The organism is Corynebacterium aurimucosum ATCC 700975 (assembly GCF_000022905.1).
Taxonomy (GTDB): Bacteria; Actinomycetota; Actinomycetes; order Mycobacteriales; family Mycobacteriaceae; genus Corynebacterium; species Corynebacterium aurimucosum_F.
Genome location: NC_012590.1, coordinates 1945703 through 1969918 on the forward strand (window position 1 = coordinate 1945703; position 24216 = coordinate 1969918).

Here is a 24216-nt window from a genome sequence, read left to right on the forward strand (position 1 = left end):
TACTTTAGAGGCTCTATTCATCCCTCTTTTCATAGCGGCGCATGAGCCTTTCCACCAGTTCATCGGTGAGCTGGTCATCGGCCAAAATGCGGTCCAGAAGCTCGCGCGGTGAGGGCTCATCGGCGCTCGGGGTTTCATAGGAGTCACCGCTTAAATCCACGCCGAAATCGGGGGTTTCCGCCTCCGCGGTGGCTGGCTCCATCATCTCTGACATCTCCGCCACTTCCTCATTGAAGGAATCAAGGAACTCGTTGGCGTCGATAGCCGCTTCCGCGCGGCGCTTTCCGGCGCGCACTTCGCGCTCAATACGGCGCTGCAGCGCCTTCTCCATTTGGTTGTGGCGCCAGGAGCGGAGTTTGGTGGGCTCTAGGCGACGCCCCACGGCCCTGCCCTTACTCTCCGCCTTGCGCGCCATTACCATGACGTAGGCCGCGGTGTCATTGACCGGCGCCCACTCCTGGCGGGCGGGCACGCGCCATCCGGCCCAAATACCCAGCATCGTCATCACGAAAGAGACGACGGGGCCCAGAATGACTCCCCAGGCCAAGTATCCGGCGGAGTCCGCACCCAGCACCACCAGGGCACAAGCCACCGCGGGGATCACGGTGGGGGTGTTATCCCCGAAGACGGCGGGCTCACGGCCCATGGCGATATCACGAATCATGGATCCGCCCGTGGCCGTGAACACGCCCATCATGATGCAGGGAATCAACGGCAGGCCATAGGCAATGGCCTTGAGCGCGCCTGTCGACGCCCACAGCGCCGAGACCACCGCATCCCCATGGGATTGCACGTAGTCCCACGTCTTGCCTTTGAAGTAGACGAAGCGGGCGATGATGGCACCAGTAAAAGCCAGATAGAGGTACTCCGGCTGGCTCATCGCGGCGACGGTGCCGCGGTTGATGAGCACGTCACGGATCATGCCGCCGCCGAGGGAGGAGAACATCGCGATGAAGAAGAAACCCACGATGTCATAGCCACGCTGGCGGGCCATGGTTCCGCCGATCATGCCCATGAGGAGGACACCAATGATGTCGGACCAGTAGTACAGCGACTCGATCAATGGGTCCATCTCGACAACGCTCATGGTGGTCATCGTATCGGGTGCGAAGCAAAAGTGGGGCCACCGGGGCTCGAACCCGGGACCAACGGATTATGAGTCCGTAGCTCTAACCGACTGAGCTATAGCCCCGCGTATTCCCTGCCTGATGAGAGCACCAGTACTCAACCAGCACACAATACAAACAGCGAATCCGCTCCCAGCAACATTAATCGGCAGGCCCGGAAAACGGCAATTTAGGCCCCTGAAATCGCTGTCTGACCTTCAGCAGCGATCTTCCGGTCTTTCCACCGCCACGACGAAGCCATGGCACGCTTCTGCTCACTTTGGCCGGGCTGGGCTCTAGGACGCTGGGTAAGTTGCCAGGCTTAGTCCTTCTTTTTCATTTTCCTAGCTTGCCTGCGCTCGCGCCTCCGAGCGCGCTTTGCTTTGCGGATGTCCACGACCCAACGCGGAACAAATGGCCATGGAAGCGGAATCCCGAACGCGCCTGTAAACCCAATCGCCCCAATGATGAAAGCAGCAATGAGAGGGATAAACAGCACCGTTTCGACCGGCTCTGGGAGGCCCATATTTGCGACTAGCCCTGTGGCACCGGCAGCGCCCATAATTAGCGTGCCATAAGGATAAATGAAGAGCACGCCATCACTTTCGGCGCCTTCCGAATCGGCTGTGTCATACCATCTTTCTGATCTGGGAGTTTTTCGCACGCCCCGGATGTAGTAGGTCCAATAAAGGGCCATGACAATCACTAACCCGAAACATACGAGCAGCTCAGTACTATCCCCGCCCATAAGACGTGACCTCCTGTAGTTACTTTTGCAGCGTGTACTAAAACGCTACCAGCGTTCGCTGGAGTAAAACACAGGAAAACGAATCTTGAGCGCCCGAACCTTGGACCGATTTATATCGTGAGCTTGTAATCTTGCGACCATGAGGCTCCTTTCCTTTAGCGTGTCCAACTTCCGCAGCATCCGCGCCACGCAGACGCTTTCGCTGTACCACCATTGGCAGCACTCCACCGCGCCGGAGGAAGGATGGGCACAGGTCAGCGAGCCCACCACCGTACTCATCGGCCCCACGGCGTCGGGAAAGAGCAGCGTCCTCAATGCCCTCGCCTTCGCTCTGCTCGCCATCGAATCCTCCGCCACCACCTGGCTTGCCGACGCCCCACCCAACCAGCTCCCCCACGCCCCGTACCGCCTGGATCCTCGCACGCAGCGCCTGCCCAGCACCTTCGAGCTGGATTTTGAGCTCGATGGCGTGCGCTACCTCTATGGATTCCAGTGGAGTTTCACCGGTGTGCACGCCGAATGGCTCAGCCGCGTGCCATCGACGAGGTGGAGCCCCTGCTTCGTGCGGACCCGCGGTGAGGAGGTGCAATGGACGCGTTCCTTTATGGATACGGGGGATGTAGCCAAGCTCGGCCCCGTTACGGACACCGAGCTGATCCTCTCCGCCGGCCTGCGCGATGGCCACCCGGTCCTCGCACCGCTGGCCCGTGCCCTGGTGCACGACGTGGCCTACCTGCCGCACGGGCACTCTTCCATCAGCACGTCCTCACGCATCACCACCCTCATCCGGACTGGCAAGCTGCACCTGCATGAGGCTGCCGCGCTGCTGCGCGCGGCCGATTCGGGAATCCACTCCGTGCGGCTGAACCAGGACCACATCCCGGAGCACGTCTTCCGCCAGATGCGCCCGGTCATTAACGCACTCAGCCGCAGCAACGCACGGCTCCGCCGCCCCGACGAGTTCAGCGCTTACTCCGATGCGGAGATTGAATCCCTGCTGCACGCCATCATCGTGGAGCACAAAGTTGGTGACTCCTACTACTCGCTGAAGCTGACTGATGAATCCGGCGGCACGCAGAACTGGATGGCCACCGCTCCCCTGGTGCTCGATACCCTGCGCCGCGGCGGGATCCTGGTGGCCGATGAACTAGATTCCGCCCTGCGCCCAGCACTCCTCGACTTCATCATCCAGGCCTTCCGCGAGCCAAGCATCAACGTCAACGGCGCGCAGCTCATCTTTGCTTCCCACACCTTCAGCGCCCTCGAACGCGCCGGCGAGCTAGGCCTGCGCCCGGAAAGCTTCTGGTCCGTGGAGAAGACCGCCGCCGGCGAATCAGAACTGCACAACCTCAGCAACACATCCATATCACTGGACAACCCCGACGCCACCCACCGCTTCCTGCGCGAGCGCTACGGCACCGCCTCCCGGGAGGCGCTGACTGCGCTGCGGGAGCTTGTCACGGACGGTGCATGAAAGGGGCGGGCGCTTAACAACGACTCCCCTCAGAACAAATGCGCATTCTCCTCCTCAAATGCACGCCATTCCTGGAATGCCTTCACGCGTTCCTCAGCGCGTTGGCGCTTCAGCTGCAGTACATCCTCACGCTTAAACCGCGTATGCGTTCCGCGCTTGTGGGTAGCTATCTTTCCTTCCCTTGCCCATTTCATGAGCGTTGGGCGCGAAACGCCTAACAACTCGGCGGCTACCGTGCTGGTGAGCTCCTCAGGAATGCGAGAGATTGTAACTTCCCCTCGCTGCGCAACGGACGTCAAGACCTGAGAAATCAATCGTTGAACATCACTCGACAACGGGACCGGGCGCCCGTGCTCATCTGCCACGCGAATGCTCGCTGTCTCGAGAGACTGCAGTGACTTCAATTCTTCGAGAGTAGTTTCTTCGATCATGAGCCGATCGTTGATAGGCGTAGAGGAAGTCATCAGCGCCCCTTTCCCAGCATGACACTTACACCTGAAATGACATTCACTTATATGTGAAACTCCCCTCCAGGTTAATCGCACCGCACCCTCTTGCGCTAGCCACCCCAGTCAGCTTCCAAGGCGTTGTCATTCAACAGGTTGGCCAAGTCACTCGCGATACCGATGAAGAGTAGGGATTCACTCGCAACAACGGTTAGAGCGGTCCCATGGTTGACTCATTGCTACTAGATTAGGGGCTGAGTACAACTGAAATTCTTGTCGGACCGGCAGATAAATCGGAGCAGCACAGTGTCTGAATTTATAATCATTTACAAACGTCGCTCAGGCGAGTCTTTCATCAAACAATTCTCGGACTCGGCTCAAGCGCTTAAGGAACGCCTCCGCCGCGAAGCAGCGATCGACGATCCTGATATCGAGATCGCCCATATTTCAGCGCCTTCCCTGGAATCCTTGAAAAAGTCGCATTCACGGTATTTCATGGGCCGCGTTGAGGTACAAGACGACCAGGTTGACGCAGCCTAAAGCTTCACTTCTGACCCCGCCTCCATGGGCGTAATTATTTCAACTTATTCTCTGTAGGACATGCACCAGGAAGAGGGCTTCGAATATTTGAACCAGTCTTGACTGCGCATGTCCGGCACACCTGTCAGAATCAAGACATGTCTGTTGAAGCACGCGCCCTCTCCCTCCGGCGCCTGATGCGCGATTCCGCCGCAATCCGGCTCCTGGCTGCGGACAACGCGCCCGTGATTCTGGCGTTGATTGCGGAGTACTTCCCGCGCGGCACCCGGGCGCGCCCAGCAGCAGAGGTATACGAGCTCATGGTCACCGATTTCGAGGTTTTGGCCAGCGAGTTTTCCATGCCCCGCACGCCACAGAACTACTGCAATGACTGGGTCAAAGCCGGCTGGTTAATCAGAAAGTCCGGCAAGAGCTCCCACGGTGAAACGCTCGAGCCCAGTGAAGATGCGCTCTCGGCACTCGAAGCCATTGAGCGCTGGGAAGCACCGGTGACCGCGGTGACGGCCTCACGGGTGGAATCGATCAGCTCGGCGCTGCAAAGGCTGGCGCGGGATACCAACGAGGACATCGCTAGCCGCGTGGCCAGCTTGGAAGCAGAACGTGACCGCATTGACCGCGAGATTGAGAAGGCACACCTCGGGCAGTTTGAAAGCCTCACCGCCGCAGAGACGGAAGAGCGTGTCCAAGACGTACTGAACATGGCCATGGCCGTGCCGAGTGATTTCGCCCGGGTTCGCCATGAGCTCGAGGCCCTCAACCACCAGCTGCGCCGACAGCTCTTAGATCCGGAGGGCTACCGCGGCGAGGTGCTGGAGGAAATCTTCAACGGCGTGGACCACATTGCAGAATCGGAGGCCGGACGCAGCTTCCGCGGCTTCTACTCCCTCCTGATGGATAGGGAGCGCAACGCCTGGTTGGACCAATGGATCAAGGAAGTTCTGGAAAGCGAACCCGGGCAGCAGCTCGCCCCGGACAGGAGGCAGCGGCTGCGCAGCCTCTTCCGCGACATGGAGGAAACCAGCTTCGAGGTCAACCAGACCATGACCGGGCTGGCGCGCAGTTTGCGCAACTACGTCTCCTCCGAGCAATTCGCGGAGGACCGGCGCATGATTGAGCTGCTGCGAGAGGCCCGCGGTATGGCCATTGATGCCGCGCAGAACTCCGAGCTGAAGGCCTTTCACCGGATGGACACACCGCTGCAGCGCATCGGCATGTCGATTCATTCGGTCTCCCGCATCCGCCTGGCCAACCCCGGGCGGGAAGTCGTGGAGGAGACACCAGTGGCCTACCACCCCGGCACGGAAGACCCGCAGGCGCTTTATGAGCTCGTGCGCGAATCAGAAATCGACTTTGAGGAATTGCACGAGGCGGTACGCATGGCCGTCGCCAAGTCCGGCCCCTGCACTATTGGCCAGGTGCTGCAGGCCCATCCCCCGACGCAAGGTTTGGCCAGTGTCGTGGGTTTGGTGCACATAGCGGATTCCCACCCGCTGCCCTCGCTGAAAGAAGGACACGAGACAGTCACGTGGACTGAGGAAGACGGTACCGTGCGTTGCGCCCAGATCCCCACCATGTATTTCGATCACACCACCGTTAAGGAGCTACAGTGACCGCCGCCAACAATCCCCGCGTCGACGCCGCGCACGAGCCGCCGCTGTGGGAACACGATAAAGGAACGCTGACCTACCATTCGCGGCGCGCGCTGGTGCAGCTGTTGCAGGGCCCGCTTATTCGCGCGCAAAAGGAGCCAGTGTTGTGGGCCGCGATTATCTCCGACGAAGAGAATCTACGCGCCCGGTTGCACGAGGTGTTCCTGGAGCTCGTCGTGGATGAGACCGAAGGCTTCGCATTCACCCGCATGGTGGAGGAAGACAGCTTGAGCATCCCGCAGGTGCTGCGCACGGACAAGCTTAAGCACATCGATACCGCCATCTTGTTGAACCTGCGCCAGGAGCTGGGCCTCACCCTGCCCGGCGAGCGCGTCATCGTGGACGTGGAGGATCTCCGGGAGAGCATCGGCTATGTCCGTGCGGTGGATAACCGCGACGAGGCCGGCTTCACCAAGCGCTTCAACGCGGCAATGAAACGCATACAGAATGACTATTCCCTCATCAGCGCCACCGAGACCGAGGGCCGCTTTGAGGTTTCCCCGGTGCTGCGCCAGCTTTTCGACGCCTCCACGGTCTCCGCCATTCGGGATGAATACGCCCGCCTGGCGCAGGCGGAAGACCAGGATGAGCAGGAACCAGAGCAGATGCAATTGCAGGAGGATGCCTCCGATGACTAAGAACACCACCTACTACCCCGGACAATTCCGCATCAGCCGTATCCAGCTGATTAACTGGGGTACTTTCCACGGCTACTTCTCCATCCCCGTAGCCCGCAAGGGTTTCCTCATTACAGGCGGCTCGGGTTCCGGCAAGTCCACGTTGCTCGATGCCATGTCTGCAGTGCTAGTTCCGCAAAGTCACGTGAAATTCAACGCGGCGTCACAACAGGACCTCGGGCGGCACAACGGGCGCAACCTTGTCTCCTATGTGCGCGGCGCGTGGCGGCAGCGGGAGAACACGCAGACCGGTGAGATCGCCCCCGAGTACTTGCGGGAGGGCGCCACCAACTCGGTCGTGGCGCTGACCTACGATAACGGCGCGGGCAAGCAGCACACCCTCATCGCTATCTTCCGCCTCAACGGCGGTGAGAACTCAGTAGGCCAGATCAAGAAGTTGTATGGGCTGGTGCCGGGCGACGAGGACATCGACAAGCTCAGCCCTTTGCTTACCCGCAGCCTGGACACCCGCAAGATTAAGGCAATGTACAAAGGCCCCGGCGCGTCCTTCACGCCGACCTACACCACGTTTGCAGACCGCTTCCGCAAACGCTTAGGCATCAAGAATGTGGAGGGCCAACTGCTTCTCCACCGCACGCAATCCGCGAAGTCCCTCTCCAGCCTGGACCAGCTCTTTAGGGACTACATGCTGGACGGTCCGGCTACCTTTGAGAAAGCGGATGAGGCCGTCGAGCAATTTGAGGATCTGCGCCAAGCCTATCTGCGGGTCGAAGACGTCAAGGCCCAGATTGATACGCTCGCTCCCCTGCCCCAGCTGCATTCCCAGCGCACAGGCGCGGAGGCGGACAAAGCACAAGCGGAGGCCATGGCTGAGGCGCTGCCAGCTGTACGCGCCCGCTTGGTGGCAGAAGAACTGGACGTTCGCATTAGGGCCCTGTCAGCGCAGTTGGCTGAAGCCCAGTCTCAGGCCGCATCCCTTGAGGCCGATGTTGCTCACCTCGATGACGCAGAGCGCCTCGCCGCAGTGGCCGTCTCCCAGCTCAGCTCGGGTGAGCTCGATGCCCTAAGGGCCAAGATAGAAACCGCCGAAAAGGAGATTGAGCACCGCACGAAGGAGTTCCAGCGCCTCAGTGCAGCGGCAGGCCAGTGGACTGATCACTACGAGCTCAGCCCGCATGGCTTCGCCCAACTACAGGCCAACGCGAAGATCCGCATCGCGGACTTCGAGGCCGATTTCGAAGACCTCATCAACCAACAACAGGAGGCCGGCGTGGCCGCCCGCGACGCCGCCACCGCCTGCTCCACGCTGGACAGCGAGCTGCGCTCCTTCAGCTCGCGGAGAACCAACATCGATAAGTCCTTGGTGGAGCTGCGCTCGCAACTGGCCCGCGATACCGGCTATGCCGAGTCCGAGCTCCCCTTCGCCGGAGAGCTCATCGATATCAGCCCGCACCAGAGCGAATGGGAGCCAGTAATCCAGAAGCTACTGCACAATTTCGCCGCCACCCTGCTCGTGCCCGAAGCCGCGCGGGAGGCCATCAACCAGTGGGTCAATTCCCGCAACGTGGGCACGCGCTTGGAATACCGCACCATCCCGGAGTTTGCCCCAGCGCCGGCAGCGGCACGCAGCCCTCGGCAGCTCATCCACAAACTCGAGTTTCAAGACCACGCCATGGCGAGCTGGGTACGCCACCACATTTCGCGCCGCTTCAACTACGAATGCGTGGACTCGGTAGCGGAATTGGAGAAGGTCACCAAGGCCCCGGCCATTACCCGCGATGGCCTGGAAAGCCGCCCCAAGGACAAGGACGGCTCAACGCGCTTCATCAAGGATGACCGCACGCGCTTTAACGGCACCGCCTGGTACCGGGTGGGTTCCACCAACACCGCCAAGATTGAACTGCTGCGCTCCCATCTCACCGAAGCCAAGGCCACCGCCCGCGCTACGGCCAAGCAGGTCCAGGACCTTAACCGGAAGATGGACATCCTGCGCTCCCAGCGCGATAAAGCCCAGCAGGTGCTGGATACCTCATTCCAGGACATCGACACCGCCTCCGCCGAGGCCCGCAGGCGTGATCTACAAGAGCAGTTTGACTCACTGGCTTCCTCTCCGGAAGCCCAGGCGCTGGCTGCCGCGCATACACAGGCCAAGCAGAAGCTCAACGCCGCCCGTACAAAACTCAACGAAGCGCAGAAGCACCTTGGCAACGTCGAGGGCGAGCTCGAGCGCTCCACTACTCGCCGCCGCGGCATCGGCCCCGTGCCGGAGATCGCGGACAAGGAAATTGAGACGGCTGTCGTTGAGGCCCTGCACAAGGGCAAACGCAGTCTCACAATCGATGACATCGATGCCCGCCGCGATGAAGTCCAGGCCAGTTTGCAACAGACCTCCCGCACGGCAGCGCGCCGCATCGAGGAGGCCAACGACAAGATTGTCTCCGTCCTGCACGCCTACCTATCCCAGTGGCCGGCGGAGGCCGCCGACTTGGAGCCGCAGGCCAGCTTCGCCGGCGAGGGCATTGAGAAGCTCAAGTTCCTCCGGGCAGACCGCCTGGCTGATTTCCGCGCCCGCTTCCTCGAGCTGCTCAACGGCCAGACGGTGCGCAACCTCTCCCACCTGGCTACGGATCTGCGCCGCGCCCGCAGCGATATTGAGATGCGCATGGAGTACATCAACAAATCCCTGGAGCGCTCGCCCTTCAATGGTGAGCGCACCCTGCGCATCGACGTCAAGGACGCCCGCGGCCAGGTGGTCCAAGAATTCCAGCGGGATCTTGATGCCGCCACCTCCCACAGCTTGGGCGAAATCGGCTCCGATGATTCAGAGGCCGCCCTTGCGCGCTACCACGCGTTGGACAAGATCTTGAGCCGCTTGGGCTCGAGCCAGCCAGAGGATCTCCGCTGGCGCAACGTGGTGCTCGATACCCGCCGGCACGTGAGCTTTATCGGCCGTGAGTTGTACCCCGACGGAACGACAGCCAATACCTATCAGGATTCCGCCTCGCTGTCTGGCGGCCAAGCACAAAAGCTCGTCTTCTTCTGCTTGGCTGCGGCCCTGCGCTTCCGGCTGGCGGAGCCGGACCAAGACGTGCCCACCTATGGTTCCATCATTCTGGATGAGGCCTTTGACCGCGCCGATCCCACTTTTACCCGCACGGCCATGTCCGTCTTTACGTCTTTTGGTTTCCACATGATTCTGGCCACGCCTTTCAAGCTCATCCAGACTCTCTCGCCCTACGTGGACGGCACCATCGTTGTCAACTACGACGAGCCCACCATCGACGGCCGCCCGCAGGCACGCTCGGGCTACAAGCTTATCGACGCCTCCACCACCCACGACCCCCAACAACCCGACCCCAAGGACTCCGACGATGCGGACTCCTAAAGACCTGCAGGCGCATGCCGCCAAGTACCTGCGCAACCACTTCGCCGAAGCACTCGCCGAGCCCGCTGCGCTCAACCTTGACTGGCCGCTGCACCCGCCAACAGCTACGTCCGCCGCCCACGATATCACAGCCACGAAGGACTTCATCCGCGCCTGGCAGCGCTGGCCGCACCAGGAAGAGGTCATCTATGAATCCCGCAACTGGTCGCGCGCGGGCCTTGGCACCAACGACGTTCCCACACGCGCAATACTCACCGGCGCCGCGCGCATCGCGGCCGCCGCGGGCCTGATGCCTGACTACAACCGGGCCCTCCAGCGCGCCCAGGACATCGCCGCCATCTTCCCGGACACCCCGGAGTTCGCACATACCGTCCACCGCTCCTACAACCAATGGAAGGATTTAAGCGCCTACGATCTACGCTGCCTTGGACCGTGTTTGACCTGGCTGCGCGCCAACCCCCACTCCGGTGAGTGGGAGCGCGCCGTGCCGGTCGAAGGCGTGGACGGCAAGTGGATTGGTAACCACCGCCGCCTGCTGTTGACACTCCTTGCCCCCTTCGGCATCACGGACTTGGGCCTGCGCCGCAGTGATGCCCGCCTGCGCCTGCGCTACCTCAACCACGCCCCAGCACTCTCCGAGATCGAAATCCCTCTCGCCGACGCCGTCAAGCTATTCCCCGACGCACCACCCCGGGTACTCATCGTGGAGAACAAACAAACCTTCCTGGCCCTGCCCACGCTTGCCGACGCCTCCCCAACCACCATCGCCCTCCTCGGCTCCGGCACCGCCGCCCACCAACTCCAGGCACTGGACTGGCTCCACCGCACCGACATCACCTACTGGGGCGATCTTGACGCCGCCGGCTTTGCCATCCTCAACGCCGTGCGCGCCCACTTCCCCCACACCACATCACTGCTCATGGACCCCGCCACCGTCACCGCATTCCAGCACCTCGCCGTCCCCGACCCCGGCGACGGCTCCGCCACGCTTACCCACCTCACCACCGAAGAGCAGCGTGCCTATCGCCTTCTCTTCACTGCGGGCCGGCTGCGCATTGAGCAGGAGCGGATTCCGTTTGCTCATGTGAATGCGGTGATTCATGCAACGCTCGCAGCAGCGTGACACTGCCACCCCCGCGAACGCTGCACAAAATGGCCTCTTCCTGCAGTAGCTATTCTTCCTTTTCTCTTTTTCTGGCTTGTCTGCGCTCACGCCTTCGGGCACGCTTTGCTTTGCGGATATCGACGACCCACCGCGGAACAAAAGGCCAAGGAAGCGAGACCCCGACCGCGCCCGTAAATCCAATGACTCCGATAACGAAAGCTGCCGCGAACGGAACCTTCAGCACCATGTAGACAAACTCGGGAGGGTTGGCACTTGCGACCAACCCCATGGCGCCGGCAGTGCCCATAATGAGCGAGCAGTAAGGATAAATGAAAAGGACCCCATCACTTTCTGCGCCTACAAAGTCGACATCGTCGTACCACTTTTCCGATCTGGGTTGCCTCCGCACGTGCCTAATGTAGTAGGCCCAGTAGAGCACCATGACAAGCACTAACCCGGCGTATAAGAGCAGCTCAGTAATATCGCCATCCATAGAATAGGCCTCCCGTGGCTGCTTGGTGCGGTTTGTAATAAGACGCTACAAGCGTCTGCTGGGGTAAGGCCGGAGACGAAACCAACTTGTAGACACGTACAAGCACCCCAACCAAGGACAATGAATAAGACCGGCCAATTGTGATGCTTGAAGCCTTGCGACCCTGAGCCATCATTCCTTAATCGTCTCCGAGCTCCACATCAACCGCACCACGCAGACACACCCGCCTCCATCCTGCTCACCATCGGTTCCCTGCCGCCGCCTAGCTTGCCGACGCCCTGACCAACCCACACTTCAACCCCGCAAACAGCGCGTACCCAGCGCTTTGGGTGCCAATTCGTCGTCAAAGACAGAAGTGCGATCAGACACCAGCCGTCCCCTAGCCCACCTTGGGGTACACCGGACAGTGCTTGTCTAGCACCAAGAAGTCGCTAGACATCACACATCTAGCTGAGGAGTCGGCATTACGTTACGGTATATCGCGAGAGGCAAGACACTTATCGCAGGCCATTTTGGAGCAGCAACAAAGCCAGAGTGTGCCAAAACTAAGCCAAGGCTCGCGATCGTTTTGTCCAGTACGCGCCGGTCAAGCTGATCATTCTCGACAGCTTTTGTTGCCATCGAGGCCAACTCGGAAATCCAGGTGCCTAAGGCGTGATTTTTGTCCTTTTCAGTTGGAACAGCAGATATTTGCATCAAAGTTGTAAGTTCTGCAGGACCAGGACCAACTTGGCTTAATATAAGCTCTCGACGAGTCGGGCCGAATCCAAGATCATATGGGAGCTCACCAACAAACATTCCATCATTCGCATCGTCGCCATTCGGCCAAATTGAAACGGTAATAGATTCGCCGTAAAGCGATCGGATCTGATCCAGCATTGCTTCAAAAGCGTTTTCAGAGCCACTCCCAAAGTTCTGGTCCAACTTGGACATAAGCTCCAGGATCGTCGCGATGTCGGATATTTGAGTCATTGCAGTTACACGAAGCAGCATTCCGGGCTGAAGTCGAGATCGAACTTTTCCCCTCAGCCATTTCTTTCGGTTAGCCATCAAATCCGAAATATCGGCCAACATATCGAGAGCTTGCGCTGCTTCCTCCAACTGGGATACATGCAGATCCGCAAGTGCGAGAGTTTGCGCTTCGCTTTGTCCCACTTCCGACTGCCCGCTAAAAATCTTCGCCAAGTTTGCGCTTAGGCGCTTCGACCTCGATTTTGATTGAGTCTCAGACTCCGGCAACCCATCAGCAAATTGAGCCAACAAACTACCAACGCGTTGACGATCCACAAAGAGATAGTCGCGGACATCTGGAACATTTGACTCGGGTAAAGAGTTAACCATAAGGGCAATTCTAACTGCAGTTCTACGCGCTCTGAAGCCGAATTGAAGAAGATAGAATTGCCGGATGGATATCCTCTCAGATTGCTTAAGCTGGTGGACCGCAGACCGAGTTGGCGTTCTCATCAATGCTCTTCTTGCCCTTATCGCGGCGATATCCCTTTGGATCGCGCGTCGCTCGCTAAAACTCAATCGACAGATCAATATAAACGCGAACCGTCCCATGATGATGGCGGAAATCCTTCCACCAGATTACGCGGAGGAGACACTTCGCTTTATGGTGTCAAACCGGGGAAAGTCAGTCGCCAAAGACGTTCGCGTCAAATTCAGACCGGTATTGCCTACTGTAGACCCAGAAAAATTATTCGATACGGCACGAGGTCATCGAAGGTCTGCAGTTCAACGGGTAAATACCGTGTTTGCCGAAAGAGTATTTTCCACGTGGGTGCCCGGCTATCAGGTCGACGTTGCTTATTGGATACAGCCAAAGGGAAAGCTTATCGAGAACCAGGAAATGGTCGATTCTGCCGAAGGTGTTCCTGCAGTGCAGTTCGTTGTTCTGGAATATAAAGACGAGCTCGGAAACCAATACTCGGAAGAATACGAACTCAACGCGCACGGCGCTTTGTGCCTAGATTTCAGGACCGAGACTTCAACCATTAATAATGAATTTGACTTCAAGAAGCAGCTCTCAAAAGACCTACAAGCTAACGCCCATATGCTCGGGAGAATCTCACGCAAGCTCTAGAGCGTTAGACATCCTGTCCATAAACTTCCTGGACTCCGAGTCAAAAACTAACTGGACTCCGAGTCCAAGAAATCACTAGACATCACACGATTAGGCGAGACTCAACGGGACTAAAAGAAACTGTTCAGACTGCCGCGCGTCATTACATTCCGCGAGCCGCGCCGGATCCCTCAGCACCTCGAGCAGCTCCGCGTCGAGCTCCTCCGCGTCCACGTAGACCACCCGGCCCACGGCGTCGCGGAATCCAACGTCGCCCACCATATTCGGCGGAGTCAGAAACTTGGTTGTCATGCGGTGCTCCCCTTGCCGGGTTCTGGCACAGCCCTACAGCCGGGGCCAACTGCCTTCACATATCACCTATCCCTAACCCGGCGCGCGACCATCGACTCCCCCACCTCCCAGCCCGTGGCACACTGGAAAAAATGTCTACTACTCAGGACCGCGACCCCGACCTCAAGGTCTCGCTTAGCCGCCACAACGAATCCGTTATCCGCAACCGCTTTGCAACCGCCTCCATCGCTGTTGACATCGCCATCTCCGTCGTCTTCATCATCGGCTCCGTGCTCTTCTTGTTCAGCCTCACCAAGATAGACACCGTCTTCTTCCTCCTAGGCCGCCTCGCCATGGCCGCCCGCCCCGCCATCCGCCTGCGCCGCCGCATGTACCTGCAAAGAATCGGCGCCGACCGCGAAGACGCGGACGAGGAAGGCTCCTACTACTAGGCCCCCGCTTGCCGATGTCCCCTCACTCCCCCTCAGCGTATCCCCCAGCGCCGCAGCTACACCGCGCGCAACCACCGCCGGTCATTAAACCAGTCCCGCACGAGGACCGCATTAACCGAAAAATTCGGCAAATGCTTCAGGTGCGAAAGCACTCTCCATGTCTTTGGGGAAAGGCACAACAGCGCGATCGATTGAGGCCGCCAATTCGTTGAGCTTCAGCTGCGTCGCAGCCAGAGTGCGCGGTCCTGCCCACGACGACAGAATTTCCAATTGCTGCTCCTGCGTCGCTGGTTCAGAAAGCATATAAACGCCCCGTACCGCAGCAATGATGTCCGCGTCATCTCCAGTACGATTCACGCAGACCTCGAGTCCAAGTGCATCGTCTGCGAGATGTACTCCGAAAGTCATCGTTACGTTGATGGGAATCTCTTCCCCATCGTTGCTGAAGTTTTTTGCTTCAGCGCTGACTTTCGCTACGGAATATGATTCGGAGATAATCAGCTCCGTCCCCTCACCCATGCACCTTGCTCCTTGCTGTCGTGCTAAAAGATGGTCCGCGGCGCGAAGAGAACACCGATGTAAACGGATCCCCAGTAGCGATAACCCTCATCTCAAAATGGGTCGTACTCGGGGACGAGGAAGAACGCGCCGCGGACGGTTCATCTTCTTGGAAGCTGTGACTCCAGGCCGACATGGAGAGCTCAGCCCCGACAGCCTTGGCATACCGACGAAGAGTGGACATCGTAAAATTCGATTCGCCTTGCTCAAAAGCAACAATTACTTCGCTGTCTACTCCGAGCGCGGCCGCCACCTCGTCGATGGTTCGACCGCTGTCTTGGCGAATTGCTCGCAAGTCATCAACCAGTTTAAGTTGAGCACGGGCATTGACCCGCCCGAGCGAGTTTCGACTTCTCATGGGACACCACCTCTCCATCTACATAACCTTCGGTCCCCACATAGCTTTTAGTCTGAGTATAGATTAGCTTTCGCGCAGGTACCTAAGACGAAATTGCTTATGGTCGCGAGTCCAGCGCCGCGCCTCATCAATCGCACCCTTGATGTAGGGATCGTGCTCGCCGCGTTTCGCTCTCTTCTTGCGCACCGTTTTCCCACGCAGGCTGGAGAACAAGACATCATCGGTCGGCTCACTGGTTTCGGCATCATTCAAATCATGGAAATAGGATCGCCAGAGAATTCCGTCTTCTTCGTTGAAAGAGCTTCCTTGAAAACGAATTTCTCCGCACCACGGGATTTGCCGACCTGCTGCACGCCAACGACGCAGTGTTCTTTCCCCCACCGGACAACGATAGCTCCCACGTCCACGACCAGTCTCCGCATTGTCAGCAACCGGAAGGCCATGTTGAACCGCTCGATCGAGAAGCTCATCATACAAATCAGCCGCAGCTTCATCGTTTTCGCACAACTGCTCGTATTCAGATTGATAGCGAGGCGCCTCATGTACTCGGGCACCCGGCTCATTCAAGCGGCACAGTTCATCGTCCATGTAACGCTCCTCTTCTAATTCCAAAGATCGTGAATTGTGATGATTAAGTTTAAACGGCCCACTCGACATGAGCGCCTGCCTTTGAATCCCCGTTACGCACCCAGGTCCGCCAGGAATTCACCCCTGTAGCCTCACCGCAATCCGCCCCCAACGTTCATTCCAATCTCGGCCTCAGCTCACAGCTGCGCAGCACTCTTTCCACTGCCCCCACTTTTGCCGACCTTTCACTAGGCACTCTCACACAGCGATTATCTTCGTAAACGTTAAAGCGCGCCCCATTCCAATGCCGAAGTCACTGAAAGACGAGCCCTCCCACGCCCTCACGGCAGCTCCTGTATGGACCATCTGGAAACCTATGCCCGCGAATCGAGCCGCACGTACGCTACTTCGACTAAACGCCTTCTCCATAGCCAGAAACAAGCTCACATCGACACCATTTCTTGTTATTCTCACCTCATCATGACCGCGTCCCGCTCACCCCAGACCTCCAGCCCAAACAACACCGAACTCGACGCACTACGCCTCCGCGTCGAAGGGCTGGAACGTGCCCTCCTCGCCCTCGCCGGTGTTTCTTCCATCGAGAAACTCCTTGAGCAGCACGCAATTCCTGATGCACCAATCAACCTTGCGCAGCCCACGGAATCTCTACCCGACGTCTCTGTTTCACCAACACCAGCCGCCCGCACTCGGGTGCCAGGCGAAGTAACAAAAGACTCCCCCACGACCGATAAAATGGCTCTCTACATGTCGCGCTTTCGCGGTCGCGAGGACATCCATGCCTTCGCATGGACAAGCAAGGACGGCCAGAAGAAGGCCTGGTTCCCCGCCACGCGTCACGCGAAGTTCAAGGACGACCCATCACCGGAGAACCTCCGCCCACTCGACGCGTCGGTCATCACCAAGCACCTCACCCGCACCGAGTTCTTCGCCGGACTCTACCCCTTGCTTCCCGATGACACCTGCTATCTCCTCGCCTGTGACTTCGACGACGGCGACTTCCAACAAGACGCCCTCGCCTACGCCGAACAATGTCGAGCCCACGGACTCGATCCGCTCATCGAGCTCTCTCGCTCCGGCACCGGCGCCCACGTCTGGATCTTCTTTGAGACCGCGGTTCCCGCGCAGCTCACCCGCCAGGTGGGCCTCGGACTGCTTGCGAGCTCGCCGCGTCCCGTGAAGTTCTCGAGCTACGACCGCTTCTTCCCTGCCCAAGATCGGCTGCCCGTCAACGCGCGCGGCCAGGCCCAGCTGGGCAACCTCATCGCCCTCCCGCTGCAGGGCAACCATCGCCAGAACGGCACGACCGTCTTCGTCGACGACGATTTCCATCCCTTCGACGATCAATTCGCCGTGCTTTCCCGCACCCGCCTCGCCACGCAGCAGCAACTCCAGAAGATCCGCGACGGCCTCTACTCCGACAACGACCCCGAGCAACTGCCCTCCCCACCCCGCAAACACCAGCTCAAGCAAGTCGCCAAGACTAACAAAGCCAAGAGCAGCGCGGACACAAAAGTCTCCGTCACCCACGACTCCCTCGTCCACATCGCCACCGCCAACCTCGACACCACGACGCTAAACGCCTTGCGCCACCTTGGTGTATTCCCCAACCCCGAGTTCTACAAACTCCAGAATCAGCGCTTTTCCACATGGGGCAAGCCCCGCGTCATCGTCCGCTATCAAGAAGACGCCAGCCCACACGGCAAGCACGAACTCCGCCTCGACCGTGGCCTCCTCGAGCCCGCCATCGACATTCTCAAAGAAGCTGGCTACACCGTCACCCGGCGCGGCCACACGCCCAAACCGCAGAAGATTGACGCCACCTTCACCGGCGAGCTCACTCCTCCGCAAAAGAAAGCCCTCAACGACATCACGGCCCACCACACCGGCGTCCTCGTCGCCCCGCCCGGCACCGGCAAGACCGTCATTGCCTGCGCGCTCATCGCTCAGCGCCGCGTCCCCACCGCCGTCATCGTACGGACGAGAGAACTCGCCGCTCAGTGGCACGATCGCCTCACACGCTTCCTCGACGCCACACCCGGCACGAAAGCCAAGCCTACGCACGTCGTGGACATCATCAGTGCCACCGCTATCGGCCGCAAGGACACGGACGCCTCCTTCCTTGAGCAGTACGGCCAAGTCATCGTCGACGAATGTCACGGCGTAGCCGCGCCTGGCCTCACCGCCGCGCTCAGCGAGCTCAACATCCGCTACTGGACTGGGCTTACCGCCACGCCCTACCGCTCCGATGGCCTCGATCCCCTCATCACCATGCTGCTCGGACCCATCCGCCACACCATCGCGCCCCAGCACACCACCCGGCGCGAGTACCACCCACACCTCACCGAATTCACCCACGAGATCCTCGGCCGCGTCGACATGACGGAGATCTACAACGCCCTTGCTGCCGATGCCGACCGCAACACCCAAATCCTTACCGTCACCGCCGCCACAGCGCAGGCTGGCCACAACGTCCTCGTCCTGTCCAACCGCCGCGCCCACGTCGCCGCGCTCACGGAGGAACTCCGCAACCAACTCCCCAACACCGACGTCTTCTCCCTCACCGGCGGCCTCACTCCCGCCGAGCGCCACGACCTCCACGCCCAACTCGACGCCTCAGAACACTTCGTCCTCGTCGCCATGGACAAAGTCGCCGGCGAGGGCTTTGATCTTCCCACCCTCGACGCCCTCGTCCTCGCCTCCCCCATCTCTTTCAAAGGCAACATCATCCAGCGCATCGGCCGCGTCACACGCGGCGCGACCAACACCGCCGCCACCGTCCACGACTTCAACGACTACAACTGCCCTCCCCTGGCCAAAATGTTCAAACGCCGCCAACGCGTCATCAAAAACGAAGGCTTCGACATTACCCCCGTCACCGGCACCCCGGACACGGCTCTTCCGCTCTCGCTTGCCGATGCCTCATCGCCTCAGCACCGCTCCAAACAACCGTAGACCAGAGCCACCGGCCACGTGTCACTTGCACTCATGAAACCTGACTTAGGTCACATGCCTAGTGACTTATTGGACTTGGAGTCCATCGCCAGGGATATGTCTAGCGAATTGCTGGAAAAGGGAGTGGACGGGTTGAACCAATCGTTGCCTAGGGTTCTTGCCAAAGACCCGCTACCACGAAACTGTGGTCACCCTATGGTTTTCTATCGTCGCTGGTATCGGGTGAGCCATGGCGAATTTGTTCCAGCTTGGCTTTGAGCTCGTCAGAGCCAGCGTCGATGAGCCGTTGAAACATCTGGGAGTTCTTTTCCTTTTTTCTGGCGTCTCGGGCTTGTTTGCGCTGCTCCTTTTCCCAAAAGCGTTGTGCCACGACGAGCCCATTGGGAAAACAACGAGAATGCATCGATGTGGCGTTTGACCAGATGATTGAATTTTCCGTTGGCTTAGCACGATTGAAAATGTCGCGGCCGACATCGACGGCCCACGAAAAGTCTGAATACTCAGCGAAATGATAATCCGTCAATCGTCCGAGTAGAGCACACGTCCAATCCGCGAGCTGCACAGTGTTGTAGAGATGGCTCTCAGTTTGGAGGGGTACTTCGATAATGCTTTTGTTTGTCGAATTGTTACGCGTGTAAATCGTGGCGCCCAAAGTCGCAACGGCGCGTTCGCGGTTATCCGTATCTGTTGCGTCCATGATGACAAGCATCTTCTCGTTACGATCGTGAGCAATCGTTCCTAGTCGGTTGATTGCTTGGATCAAGCAGTGGCTTTCCCGGTCCTGCGACGTCTCGTGGGTTTCACTTACGGGACCGACCGGCTTCTGCTGTCCGTAAAAGAAGAGTTGTCCCTCGAGCTGTCCGAGTTTGCCATAGATGCGGCGCAGAGCCGGCACTATCTCGTCCTCATAGTTTCGAAAATTATTGGACGTGAGAAGCGCGGAACCCTTCTTTTCCCACCGATCTGCAGGAACTTCTGATTGCGACAGCTCCCAAGCGAGGAGATTTTCCTTAATATATTTGAAATAGCCGCCCATCTTGCGGACGTTCTCAGCAGGCAAAATGTATCCTGCGTAGCCAAAACAAGGATGGGTGTTGAATTTCGGATGATCGTGGCGGATGTAGGGGCCTTGGTGTCCAAATTCGTCGAGATAAGCAATAAGCATGAGCGTCCTCGTGATATGCTCAGTGGCCAAATCGCTTAAAGCAATTTGGCCACCGGAATTAGCGCGAAACGTGTGTTGCAACGCCGCCACTCGTCTGTAAGCTTACCGGGGTTTGGCCCCGAAAGCAAGCATCCCGTTTCAAGAGGGTGGGGTGGCGCTACCGGCCACTCCGGCTGTTGCATATCGCGGTAACTCATGTCCGGGGCAGGGCGCTAAATCGGACGGGCCACGGCACTTAAGTCTTGAGGTTCTTACGTGCTGTCTGTGCTATTGCACTCTCTTTTCGGTCGGCGAGAGCGGAAGCGTCGTGCCTGGGGCGCCGCCGGCGGGGATCAATGACCGTCGCTAGATACATCCAGCCCTGGCTGATGCGAAGATAGGTAATATCCCCGCATAGCCCAGTGGTGGGAACTGGCGGATTAAACTGCCGTTTAACCAGGTCACCGCGCACTTTAGCGTTAGGATCCGCAATAGTCGTACGCTTGAATGCTCGCCGGTATTTCGCAGTAAGTCCCAGCTCTTCCATGGCTTTACGCACGCCATACAAGCTTCAGATCAATGCCTTGTTTGCGTAGTTCTGCGTGGATTGTGCGTGCTCCAGCAAAGCCATTATGCGAGGCGAAAATCTCGGTGATAAGCCCGAAAGAGCCTGTGGCGTTTGCCGCGGGGACTGGCGCCGGCATAGGGGCGACTACGGCGATGCTTCCAGACGTAGTAGCCGACCCGGGTAACTCCCAGGCCCCTGGCCATCATCGTTACCGTGTAGCGTGGTTTCCCCGCGCCTTCTTCGTCGAAATGCTCGATGACTTTAAAGATGTCGCCTTCTAGTGGTCCCTGGCGAAGAGGGCGGCCGCTTTTTAAAAACTCGTTTTCAATCTCCAGTTCGCGGACCCGTTTGGCCAGCTCGGTCGGGTCTTGTGAGGCGGGATCTGCTTTGCGCATGTGCGAGCCGGATCCGGTGCCTTCGGTGCCCTGGGCCTTGGCGACCCAGCGGCCCAGCGCAGAGGCGGATACCTCGTACTCTGCGGCGACTTCGGCGCGGGACTTGCCCAACACCAGCACGGTGTCTACGCACTGCTGCTTGAACTGCTCGGAATAAGCGCTAGGCATAATGACAATCTTTCATGTTGAGATTTTCTCCATCAACAAGAATCGGTCCAAACTCATCCCCGACACAGCCCAATGTCCACTACTGAGGCCCGCGACCCCGACCTCAAAGTCTCGCTTGGCCGCCACAATGAATTCGTTATCCGCAACCGCTTTGAGACGGCCTCCATCGCCGTCGATATCGCCATTTTCCGTGGTCTTTATCGCAAGTTCCATCCTCTTCCTGTTCAGCCTCACCAAGGTAGGAACCGTCTTCTTCCTCCTGGGCAGCCTCGCCATGACCGCCCGCCCCGCCATCCCCCTGCGCCGGCGCATGTACCTACACAAGATCGGCACCGACCTCGAGGACGCGGAAGGCTCCCACTACTACGCCCTACTTACCCGCCGGCACCGTAATCACGTGCACGCCCAGCTCGCGAATCTGCGCGAGGATCTCCGCTGGCGCGTCCGTGGTCGTGACCAGCTGATGCAGATCCTCGATATCACCAAATCGAAACGTCGAGACGTGATTGAGCTTGCGCGGCGCCACGGCCAAGATACGTCGCGTGGCCGCGCGCATCGCGGCGCGTTTATTCTCCGCATCGTCATACGTCGTCGTCGCCAGCCCGTGTTCCAGCGACGTCGAACACGACCCCAGCACCACCACGTCTGCGCGAAATTCCCGCAAGGCGCTCGCCACCGCGACGCTGGACAACGCCAGCGTGTCCGGTTCGACCTCCCCACCCGGCACAAAGATATTCGCTCCCGGCTTCACCCCGAGCGCCGCCGCGGAATGCAGGCTCAGACACATCGCCGTAATGGGCCGACCAGCCAGCCGCTGCGCAATGGCTTGCGCCGTCGTGCCGTTGTCAAAAATGACCGCGTCGTCATCGCCAATTAACTCCGATGCCGCCCGCGCAATCGCCGCCTTCGCCTCCGGGTCTTCTGCCTGCCGTACCCGGAAAGGCTTAGGCGTCCCGCGCCGCTCGACCCGGCGCGCCCCACCATGCGTGCGCACGAGCAACCCCAACTCTTCCAACTCAGCAAGGTCCCTGCGGATCGTTACCGCCGCCACTCCAGTGAGCTCCGCCAGGTTCCGGATGCGCGTTTCCCCCGGCCGATCGATCGCGCGCATGATCACTTTATGTCGACTTTCGCGTTCCATGCGCCCATTCTTGAGCGTTTCACGGAACCCGTCAAGGTCACTACACCCGCAGTTAGCGCACCACACGCGGCAAAAATCCAGGTCACACACCCCCGTCAACGACCAGCCCCACCCGCTCGCAGTGATCATTTCCGGCGAGCGAACGCTCACCTACATTAAGCATTGTCACACCACGTGGCACCCGCAAGCCCCCAGGGCCCGACCACATTCAGCTCGCCTCCACGCAGAAAGGATACGACCATGACACCCCGCACCGATGCCAGCCCACGCACCACCCGCCGTACGAACTACCGCCGTGCCTCCAGCACCCAGACACTGGCACGTCTGCGCGAGTGGTTCCACGACACCAGACTCGAACGTACCGGCACCGTGACGTTCACGCTCATCACCGGCGCCACCGAGTCCCGCTAACGCCGGTCCCCGCGGAAACGCCCCGATGAGACCGCCCGCAACCACCGACGATCATTAGGCTGCGCGAGCAACTCCGGGTCCCCAGCACCGCCAACAGCTCCTCGTCGAGTTCCTGCGCGTCCACCTAGACGACCCTCCCCACCGCATCACGGATGCCGACCTCGCCAACCATATTGGCCGGCAGGAAATGGACGGGGGGGTCGTTGCGCGCGCGATGGTCATGACTGCGGGGTCCTCCTGGACCTGGATAATTCCCAGCAACGCATCCCAGGCATGTTTACACCGACCCCTTACTTAAAACGCTAGAGGAATAAGACACATGTACACGAATCGTCGCGCGTAGAACGCTTGCCTTCCCACGCACATCCACGCCAGCCATAGCAAGTTTTAAGAATAAGCACTTTATATCAACTTAGGTATCCGCCTTGGAACAACCTGCACATTGCCACATAGCTCCAACTGCATAAATTTTTGAGAGCTTCATCCCCCGAACCCCGCCCACTCCATACGGGTGCGCCAAGCCTACATCGCACTAGACACCGAGGCCACGGAGCACGACCAAGGTCAACCCCGTATCAACCCGGCGCGCGTCCATGCCTAGCGTCGATGCAGTCGCGGCACCCCCATCGCAGCGTTGCTCCAGCCGTCTCCGCGTACTGTCCGCCAGCCTCAAACGGATTCGATCAGCATCAACCCGCTCCAAGCTCACGGGCCGCGGATTCATTCCGATTCGCGCCTCACTACCCTTTAAGTTCAGGCGACTCCGCCACCATCCGTGCGCCAAAGTTGGCGATTCGCGCTGCAGAGCGAAACAGCGGCTAAAACTTGTACCATCTCTCCCATCCGGCGCATGTTGCGTCGCCTTATCGCCTAAGGACACCTCCTCTTTCCCGGCGAACAGATGACCGATTGGCTTCAGGCAGGCAATGAGGAAATTCTATTTCTCACACCCGACACCATCACCGTCACGATCCAGGTGCGAGCCGTACCCAGGCTGCCCGGAATAGATCGGCGCCGCGCCCGCTGCTCGCGCTGCGGCACAGTTCTTGTAAAACGTGGACGTCGACTGTACTTGTTGTTGCTGCGGCAGTGCCGCAAAGCCCTGTTGCTGCACAACGGGGTCGCTTTCCGCGACGCCTGCCGGCAGTGAATCTATATCAGAAAGTGCAACGCTGTCCGCCTGTTCAGTCGTGGGCGCCGCTGCTTCGGTCTTAGTGACCGTGGACTCAACTGCTTTGGTCGAAGTCACAGTCGTGTTAGTGGTCAACTCAGTAGAAGTCGTCGTCACAGGCGCTGTCTCATCCGTGTTGTCCTCGCACGCGGATCCGATCATTCCCAATACCACCAGTGCACCAACAACTTTGAGAGCAGTTTTCATCGCAAGTCCTTGAAAGAGAACGGTATGTGAACACCACTTAAATCGAGATTGGACTCCGCAGAGTTACGCAGTCGGACAAAAAATTTCATCACTGAAACATTTCAATATTTGCGACCACACCAGGTTCCTCTGGATTTCGAGTTTGCATCGAAAACTGCAATAA

The 24216-nt window shown here is 59.1% G+C and carries 23 protein-coding genes, 1 tRNA gene and 1 pseudogene; 11 read left to right on the forward strand and 14 right to left on the reverse strand.

The window, feature by feature from the left end:
* Positions 1-13 precede the first annotated feature (13 nt).
* The 3 genes from CAURI_RS09145 to CAURI_RS09155 form a co-directional block, all read right to left on the reverse strand.
* On the reverse strand, positions 14-1087 hold the full coding sequence (locus CAURI_RS09145; protein WP_010190657.1) for a trimeric intracellular cation channel family protein: 1074 nt from the start codon (positions 1085-1087) through the stop codon (positions 14-16).
* A 31-nt stretch (positions 1088-1118) separates the two neighbouring features.
* Positions 1119-1192, reverse strand: a tRNA-Ile gene (locus CAURI_RS09150).
* Between the two features lie 236 nt (positions 1193-1428).
* Entirely contained in the window at positions 1429-1803 is a 375-nt protein-coding gene (locus CAURI_RS09155) for a hypothetical protein (protein WP_236660875.1), read from the reverse strand.
* A 190-nt stretch (positions 1804-1993) separates the two neighbouring features.
* Here CAURI_RS09155 and CAURI_RS09160 point away from each other — a divergent pair, with 190 nt between their 5' ends.
* Positions 1994-3328, forward strand: coding sequence for an AAA family ATPase (locus CAURI_RS09160; RefSeq protein WP_012715175.1), 1335 nt, complete (start codon positions 1994-1996; stop codon positions 3326-3328).
* A gap of 29 nt (positions 3329-3357) precedes the next feature.
* Here the strand turns inward: CAURI_RS09160 and CAURI_RS09165 are convergent, their stop codons facing one another.
* Positions 3358-3792, reverse strand: a complete 435-nt coding sequence (locus CAURI_RS09165) for a helix-turn-helix domain-containing protein (RefSeq protein WP_010190669.1) — start codon at positions 3790-3792, stop codon at positions 3358-3360.
* Between the two features lie 288 nt (positions 3793-4080).
* On the opposite strand from CAURI_RS09165, the gene CAURI_RS09170 reads away from it, so the two are divergent.
* The 5 genes from CAURI_RS09170 to CAURI_RS09190 all read left to right on the forward strand — a co-directional run bounded on the left by CAURI_RS09170 (position 4081) and on the right by CAURI_RS09190 (position 11109).
* The gene (locus CAURI_RS09170) at positions 4081-4314 is read left to right on the forward strand and encodes a hypothetical protein (RefSeq protein WP_010190671.1); all 234 of its coding nucleotides are present in this window, start codon (positions 4081-4083) and stop codon (positions 4312-4314) included.
* A 137-nt stretch (positions 4315-4451) separates the two neighbouring features.
* Positions 4452-5924, forward strand: coding sequence for a DUF3375 domain-containing protein (locus CAURI_RS09175; protein WP_012715178.1), 1473 nt, complete (start codon positions 4452-4454; stop codon positions 5922-5924).
* Positions 5921-6601, forward strand: a complete 681-nt coding sequence (locus CAURI_RS09180; protein WP_010190681.1) for a DUF4194 domain-containing protein — start codon at positions 5921-5923, stop codon at positions 6599-6601. Before CAURI_RS09175 ends, CAURI_RS09180 begins: the two co-directional genes overlap by 4 nt.
* The gene (locus tag CAURI_RS09185) at positions 6594-9986 is read left to right on the forward strand and encodes an ATP-binding protein (protein ID WP_010190684.1); all 3393 of its coding nucleotides are present in this window, start codon (positions 6594-6596) and stop codon (positions 9984-9986) included. Before CAURI_RS09180 ends, CAURI_RS09185 begins: the two co-directional genes overlap by 8 nt.
* Complete coding sequence (locus tag CAURI_RS09190) at positions 9973-11109, forward strand: DUF3322 domain-containing protein (protein ID WP_010190685.1); 1137 nt, start codon at positions 9973-9975, stop codon at positions 11107-11109. The genes CAURI_RS09185 and CAURI_RS09190 overlap by 14 nt, the downstream gene beginning before the upstream one ends.
* Positions 11110-11158: 49 nt before the next feature.
* Here the strand turns inward: CAURI_RS09190 and CAURI_RS09195 are convergent, their stop codons facing one another.
* Both CAURI_RS09195 and CAURI_RS09200 read right to left on the reverse strand, forming a co-directional pair.
* Positions 11159-11584, reverse strand: coding sequence for a hypothetical protein (locus tag CAURI_RS09195; protein ID WP_010190687.1), 426 nt, complete (start codon positions 11582-11584; stop codon positions 11159-11161).
* A 438-nt stretch (positions 11585-12022) separates the two neighbouring features.
* Positions 12023-12925, reverse strand: a complete 903-nt coding sequence (locus CAURI_RS09200) for a DUF6414 family protein (protein ID WP_010190689.1) — start codon at positions 12923-12925, stop codon at positions 12023-12025.
* Between the two features lie 64 nt (positions 12926-12989).
* Here CAURI_RS09200 and CAURI_RS09205 point away from each other — a divergent pair, with 64 nt between their 5' ends.
* Positions 12990-13670: a hypothetical protein gene (locus tag CAURI_RS09205; RefSeq protein ID WP_010190691.1), complete on the forward strand. Its 681-nt coding sequence runs from the start codon at positions 12990-12992 to the stop codon at positions 13668-13670.
* A 90-nt stretch (positions 13671-13760) separates the two neighbouring features.
* Here the strand turns inward: CAURI_RS09205 and CAURI_RS09210 are convergent, their stop codons facing one another.
* A complete protein-coding gene (locus CAURI_RS09210; protein ID WP_010190693.1) occupies positions 13761-13961 on the reverse strand; it encodes a hypothetical protein in 201 nt (66 codons plus the stop codon).
* Positions 13962-14092: 131 nt separating this feature from the next.
* Between CAURI_RS09210 and CAURI_RS09215 the strand changes: the two genes are divergently transcribed.
* Positions 14093-14392, forward strand: coding sequence for a YrhK family protein (locus tag CAURI_RS09215; protein ID WP_010190695.1), 300 nt, complete (start codon positions 14093-14095; stop codon positions 14390-14392).
* A gap of 111 nt (positions 14393-14503) precedes the next feature.
* Here CAURI_RS09215 and CAURI_RS09220 read toward each other — a convergent pair whose 3' ends face one another.
* Genes CAURI_RS09220 through CAURI_RS13800 form a run of 3 tightly spaced genes read right to left on the reverse strand, consistent with a single transcriptional unit; the run spans position 14504 to position 15896 of the window.
* Positions 14504-14911: a hypothetical protein gene (locus CAURI_RS09220; protein WP_010190696.1), complete on the reverse strand. Its 408-nt coding sequence runs from the start codon at positions 14909-14911 to the stop codon at positions 14504-14506.
* Positions 14904-15326, reverse strand: coding sequence for a helix-turn-helix domain-containing protein (locus tag CAURI_RS14295; RefSeq protein WP_010190697.1), 423 nt, complete (start codon positions 15324-15326; stop codon positions 14904-14906). Before CAURI_RS14295 ends, CAURI_RS09220 begins: the two co-directional genes overlap by 8 nt.
* A gap of 45 nt (positions 15327-15371) precedes the next feature.
* On the reverse strand, positions 15372-15896 hold the full coding sequence (locus CAURI_RS13800; protein WP_035117556.1) for a hypothetical protein: 525 nt from the start codon (positions 15894-15896) through the stop codon (positions 15372-15374).
* A gap of 459 nt (positions 15897-16355) precedes the next feature.
* Here CAURI_RS13800 and CAURI_RS09240 point away from each other — a divergent pair, with 459 nt between their 5' ends.
* Positions 16356-18848 carry a DEAD/DEAH box helicase gene (locus tag CAURI_RS09240; RefSeq protein WP_162010154.1) on the forward strand — a complete coding sequence of 831 codons (2493 nt, stop codon included), beginning with the start codon at positions 16356-16358 and terminating at the stop codon, positions 18846-18848.
* Positions 18849-19041: 193 nt separating this feature from the next.
* Here the strand turns inward: CAURI_RS09240 and CAURI_RS09245 are convergent, their stop codons facing one another.
* Both CAURI_RS09245 and CAURI_RS09250 read right to left on the reverse strand, forming a co-directional pair.
* Positions 19042-20103 (reverse strand): DUF3800 domain-containing protein, encoded by a 1062-nt coding sequence (locus CAURI_RS09245; protein ID WP_010190701.1) that lies wholly within the window; start codon positions 20101-20103, stop codon positions 19042-19044.
* 519 nt (positions 20104-20622) lie between these two features.
* Positions 20623-21123, reverse strand: coding sequence for a transposase (locus CAURI_RS09250; protein ID WP_010190703.1), 501 nt, complete (start codon positions 21121-21123; stop codon positions 20623-20625).
* A 127-nt stretch (positions 21124-21250) separates the two neighbouring features.
* Here CAURI_RS09250 and CAURI_RS14140 point away from each other — a divergent pair.
* Positions 21251-21376: pseudogene (locus CAURI_RS14140) on the forward strand (hypothetical protein); the annotation flags it as partial.
* 117 nt (positions 21377-21493) lie between these two features.
* Here CAURI_RS14140 and CAURI_RS09260 read toward each other — a convergent pair.
* Positions 21494-22264, reverse strand: coding sequence for a DeoR/GlpR family DNA-binding transcription regulator (locus tag CAURI_RS09260; protein WP_029159016.1), 771 nt, complete (start codon positions 22262-22264; stop codon positions 21494-21496).
* Between the two features lie 240 nt (positions 22265-22504).
* Here CAURI_RS09260 and CAURI_RS13945 point away from each other — a divergent pair, with 240 nt between their 5' ends.
* Complete coding sequence (locus CAURI_RS13945; RefSeq protein WP_010190707.1) at positions 22505-22675, forward strand: hypothetical protein; 171 nt, start codon at positions 22505-22507, stop codon at positions 22673-22675.
* 937 nt (positions 22676-23612) lie between these two features.
* Here the strand turns inward: CAURI_RS13945 and CAURI_RS09265 are convergent.
* Positions 23613-24053: an excalibur calcium-binding domain-containing protein gene (locus tag CAURI_RS09265; RefSeq protein WP_010190709.1), complete on the reverse strand. Its 441-nt coding sequence runs from the start codon at positions 24051-24053 to the stop codon at positions 23613-23615.
* Positions 24054-24216 lie beyond the last annotated feature (163 nt).

Bases quoted from the DNA above. Each gene is read 5' to 3' on its own strand.
- CAURI_RS09220 (WP_010190696.1), bottom strand. From the start codon at position 14,911: ATGGGTGAGGGGACGGAGCTGATTATCTCCGAATCATATTCCGTAGCG.
- CAURI_RS13800 (WP_035117556.1), bottom strand. From the start codon at position 15,896: ATGGACGATGAACTGTGCCGCTTGAATGAGCCGGGTGCCCGAGTACAT.
- CAURI_RS09265 (WP_010190709.1), bottom strand. From the start codon at position 24,053: ATGAAAACTGCTCTCAAAGTTGTTGGTGCACTGGTGGTATTGGGAATG.
- CAURI_RS09185 (WP_010190684.1), top strand. From the start codon at position 6,594: ATGACTAAGAACACCACCTACTACCCCGGACAATTCCGCATCAGCCGT.
- CAURI_RS09190 (WP_010190685.1), top strand. From the start codon at position 9,973: ATGCGGACTCCTAAAGACCTGCAGGCGCATGCCGCCAAGTACCTGCGC.
- CAURI_RS09145 (WP_010190657.1), bottom strand. From the start codon at position 1,087: ATGAGCGTTGTCGAGATGGACCCATTGATCGAGTCGCTGTACTACTGG.
- CAURI_RS09165 (WP_010190669.1), bottom strand. From the start codon at position 3,792: ATGACTTCCTCTACGCCTATCAACGATCGGCTCATGATCGAAGAAACT.
- CAURI_RS13945 (WP_010190707.1), top strand. From the start codon at position 22,505: ATGACACCCCGCACCGATGCCAGCCCACGCACCACCCGCCGTACGAAC.
- CAURI_RS09200 (WP_010190689.1), bottom strand. From the start codon at position 12,925: ATGGTTAACTCTTTACCCGAGTCAAATGTTCCAGATGTCCGCGACTAT.
- CAURI_RS14295 (WP_010190697.1), bottom strand. From the start codon at position 15,326: ATGGAGAGGTGGTGTCCCATGAGAAGTCGAAACTCGCTCGGGCGGGTC.
- CAURI_RS09160 (WP_012715175.1), top strand. From the start codon at position 1,994: ATGAGGCTCCTTTCCTTTAGCGTGTCCAACTTCCGCAGCATCCGCGCC.
- CAURI_RS09155 (WP_236660875.1), bottom strand. From the start codon at position 1,803: ATGGCCCTTTATTGGACCTACTACATCCGGGGCGTGCGAAAAACTCCC.
- CAURI_RS09215 (WP_010190695.1), top strand. From the start codon at position 14,093: ATGTCTACTACTCAGGACCGCGACCCCGACCTCAAGGTCTCGCTTAGC.
- CAURI_RS09205 (WP_010190691.1), top strand. From the start codon at position 12,990: ATGGATATCCTCTCAGATTGCTTAAGCTGGTGGACCGCAGACCGAGTT.
- CAURI_RS09250 (WP_010190703.1), bottom strand. From the start codon at position 21,123: ATGCCTAGCGCTTATTCCGAGCAGTTCAAGCAGCAGTGCGTAGACACC.
- CAURI_RS09260 (WP_029159016.1), bottom strand. From the start codon at position 22,264: ATGGAACGCGAAAGTCGACATAAAGTGATCATGCGCGCGATCGATCGG.
- CAURI_RS09240 (WP_162010154.1), top strand. From the start codon at position 16,356: ATGACCGCGTCCCGCTCACCCCAGACCTCCAGCCCAAACAACACCGAA.
- CAURI_RS09210 (WP_010190693.1), bottom strand. From the start codon at position 13,961: ATGACAACCAAGTTTCTGACTCCGCCGAATATGGTGGGCGACGTTGGA.
- CAURI_RS09195 (WP_010190687.1), bottom strand. From the start codon at position 11,584: ATGGATGGCGATATTACTGAGCTGCTCTTATACGCCGGGTTAGTGCTT.
- CAURI_RS09175 (WP_012715178.1), top strand. From the start codon at position 4,452: ATGTCTGTTGAAGCACGCGCCCTCTCCCTCCGGCGCCTGATGCGCGAT.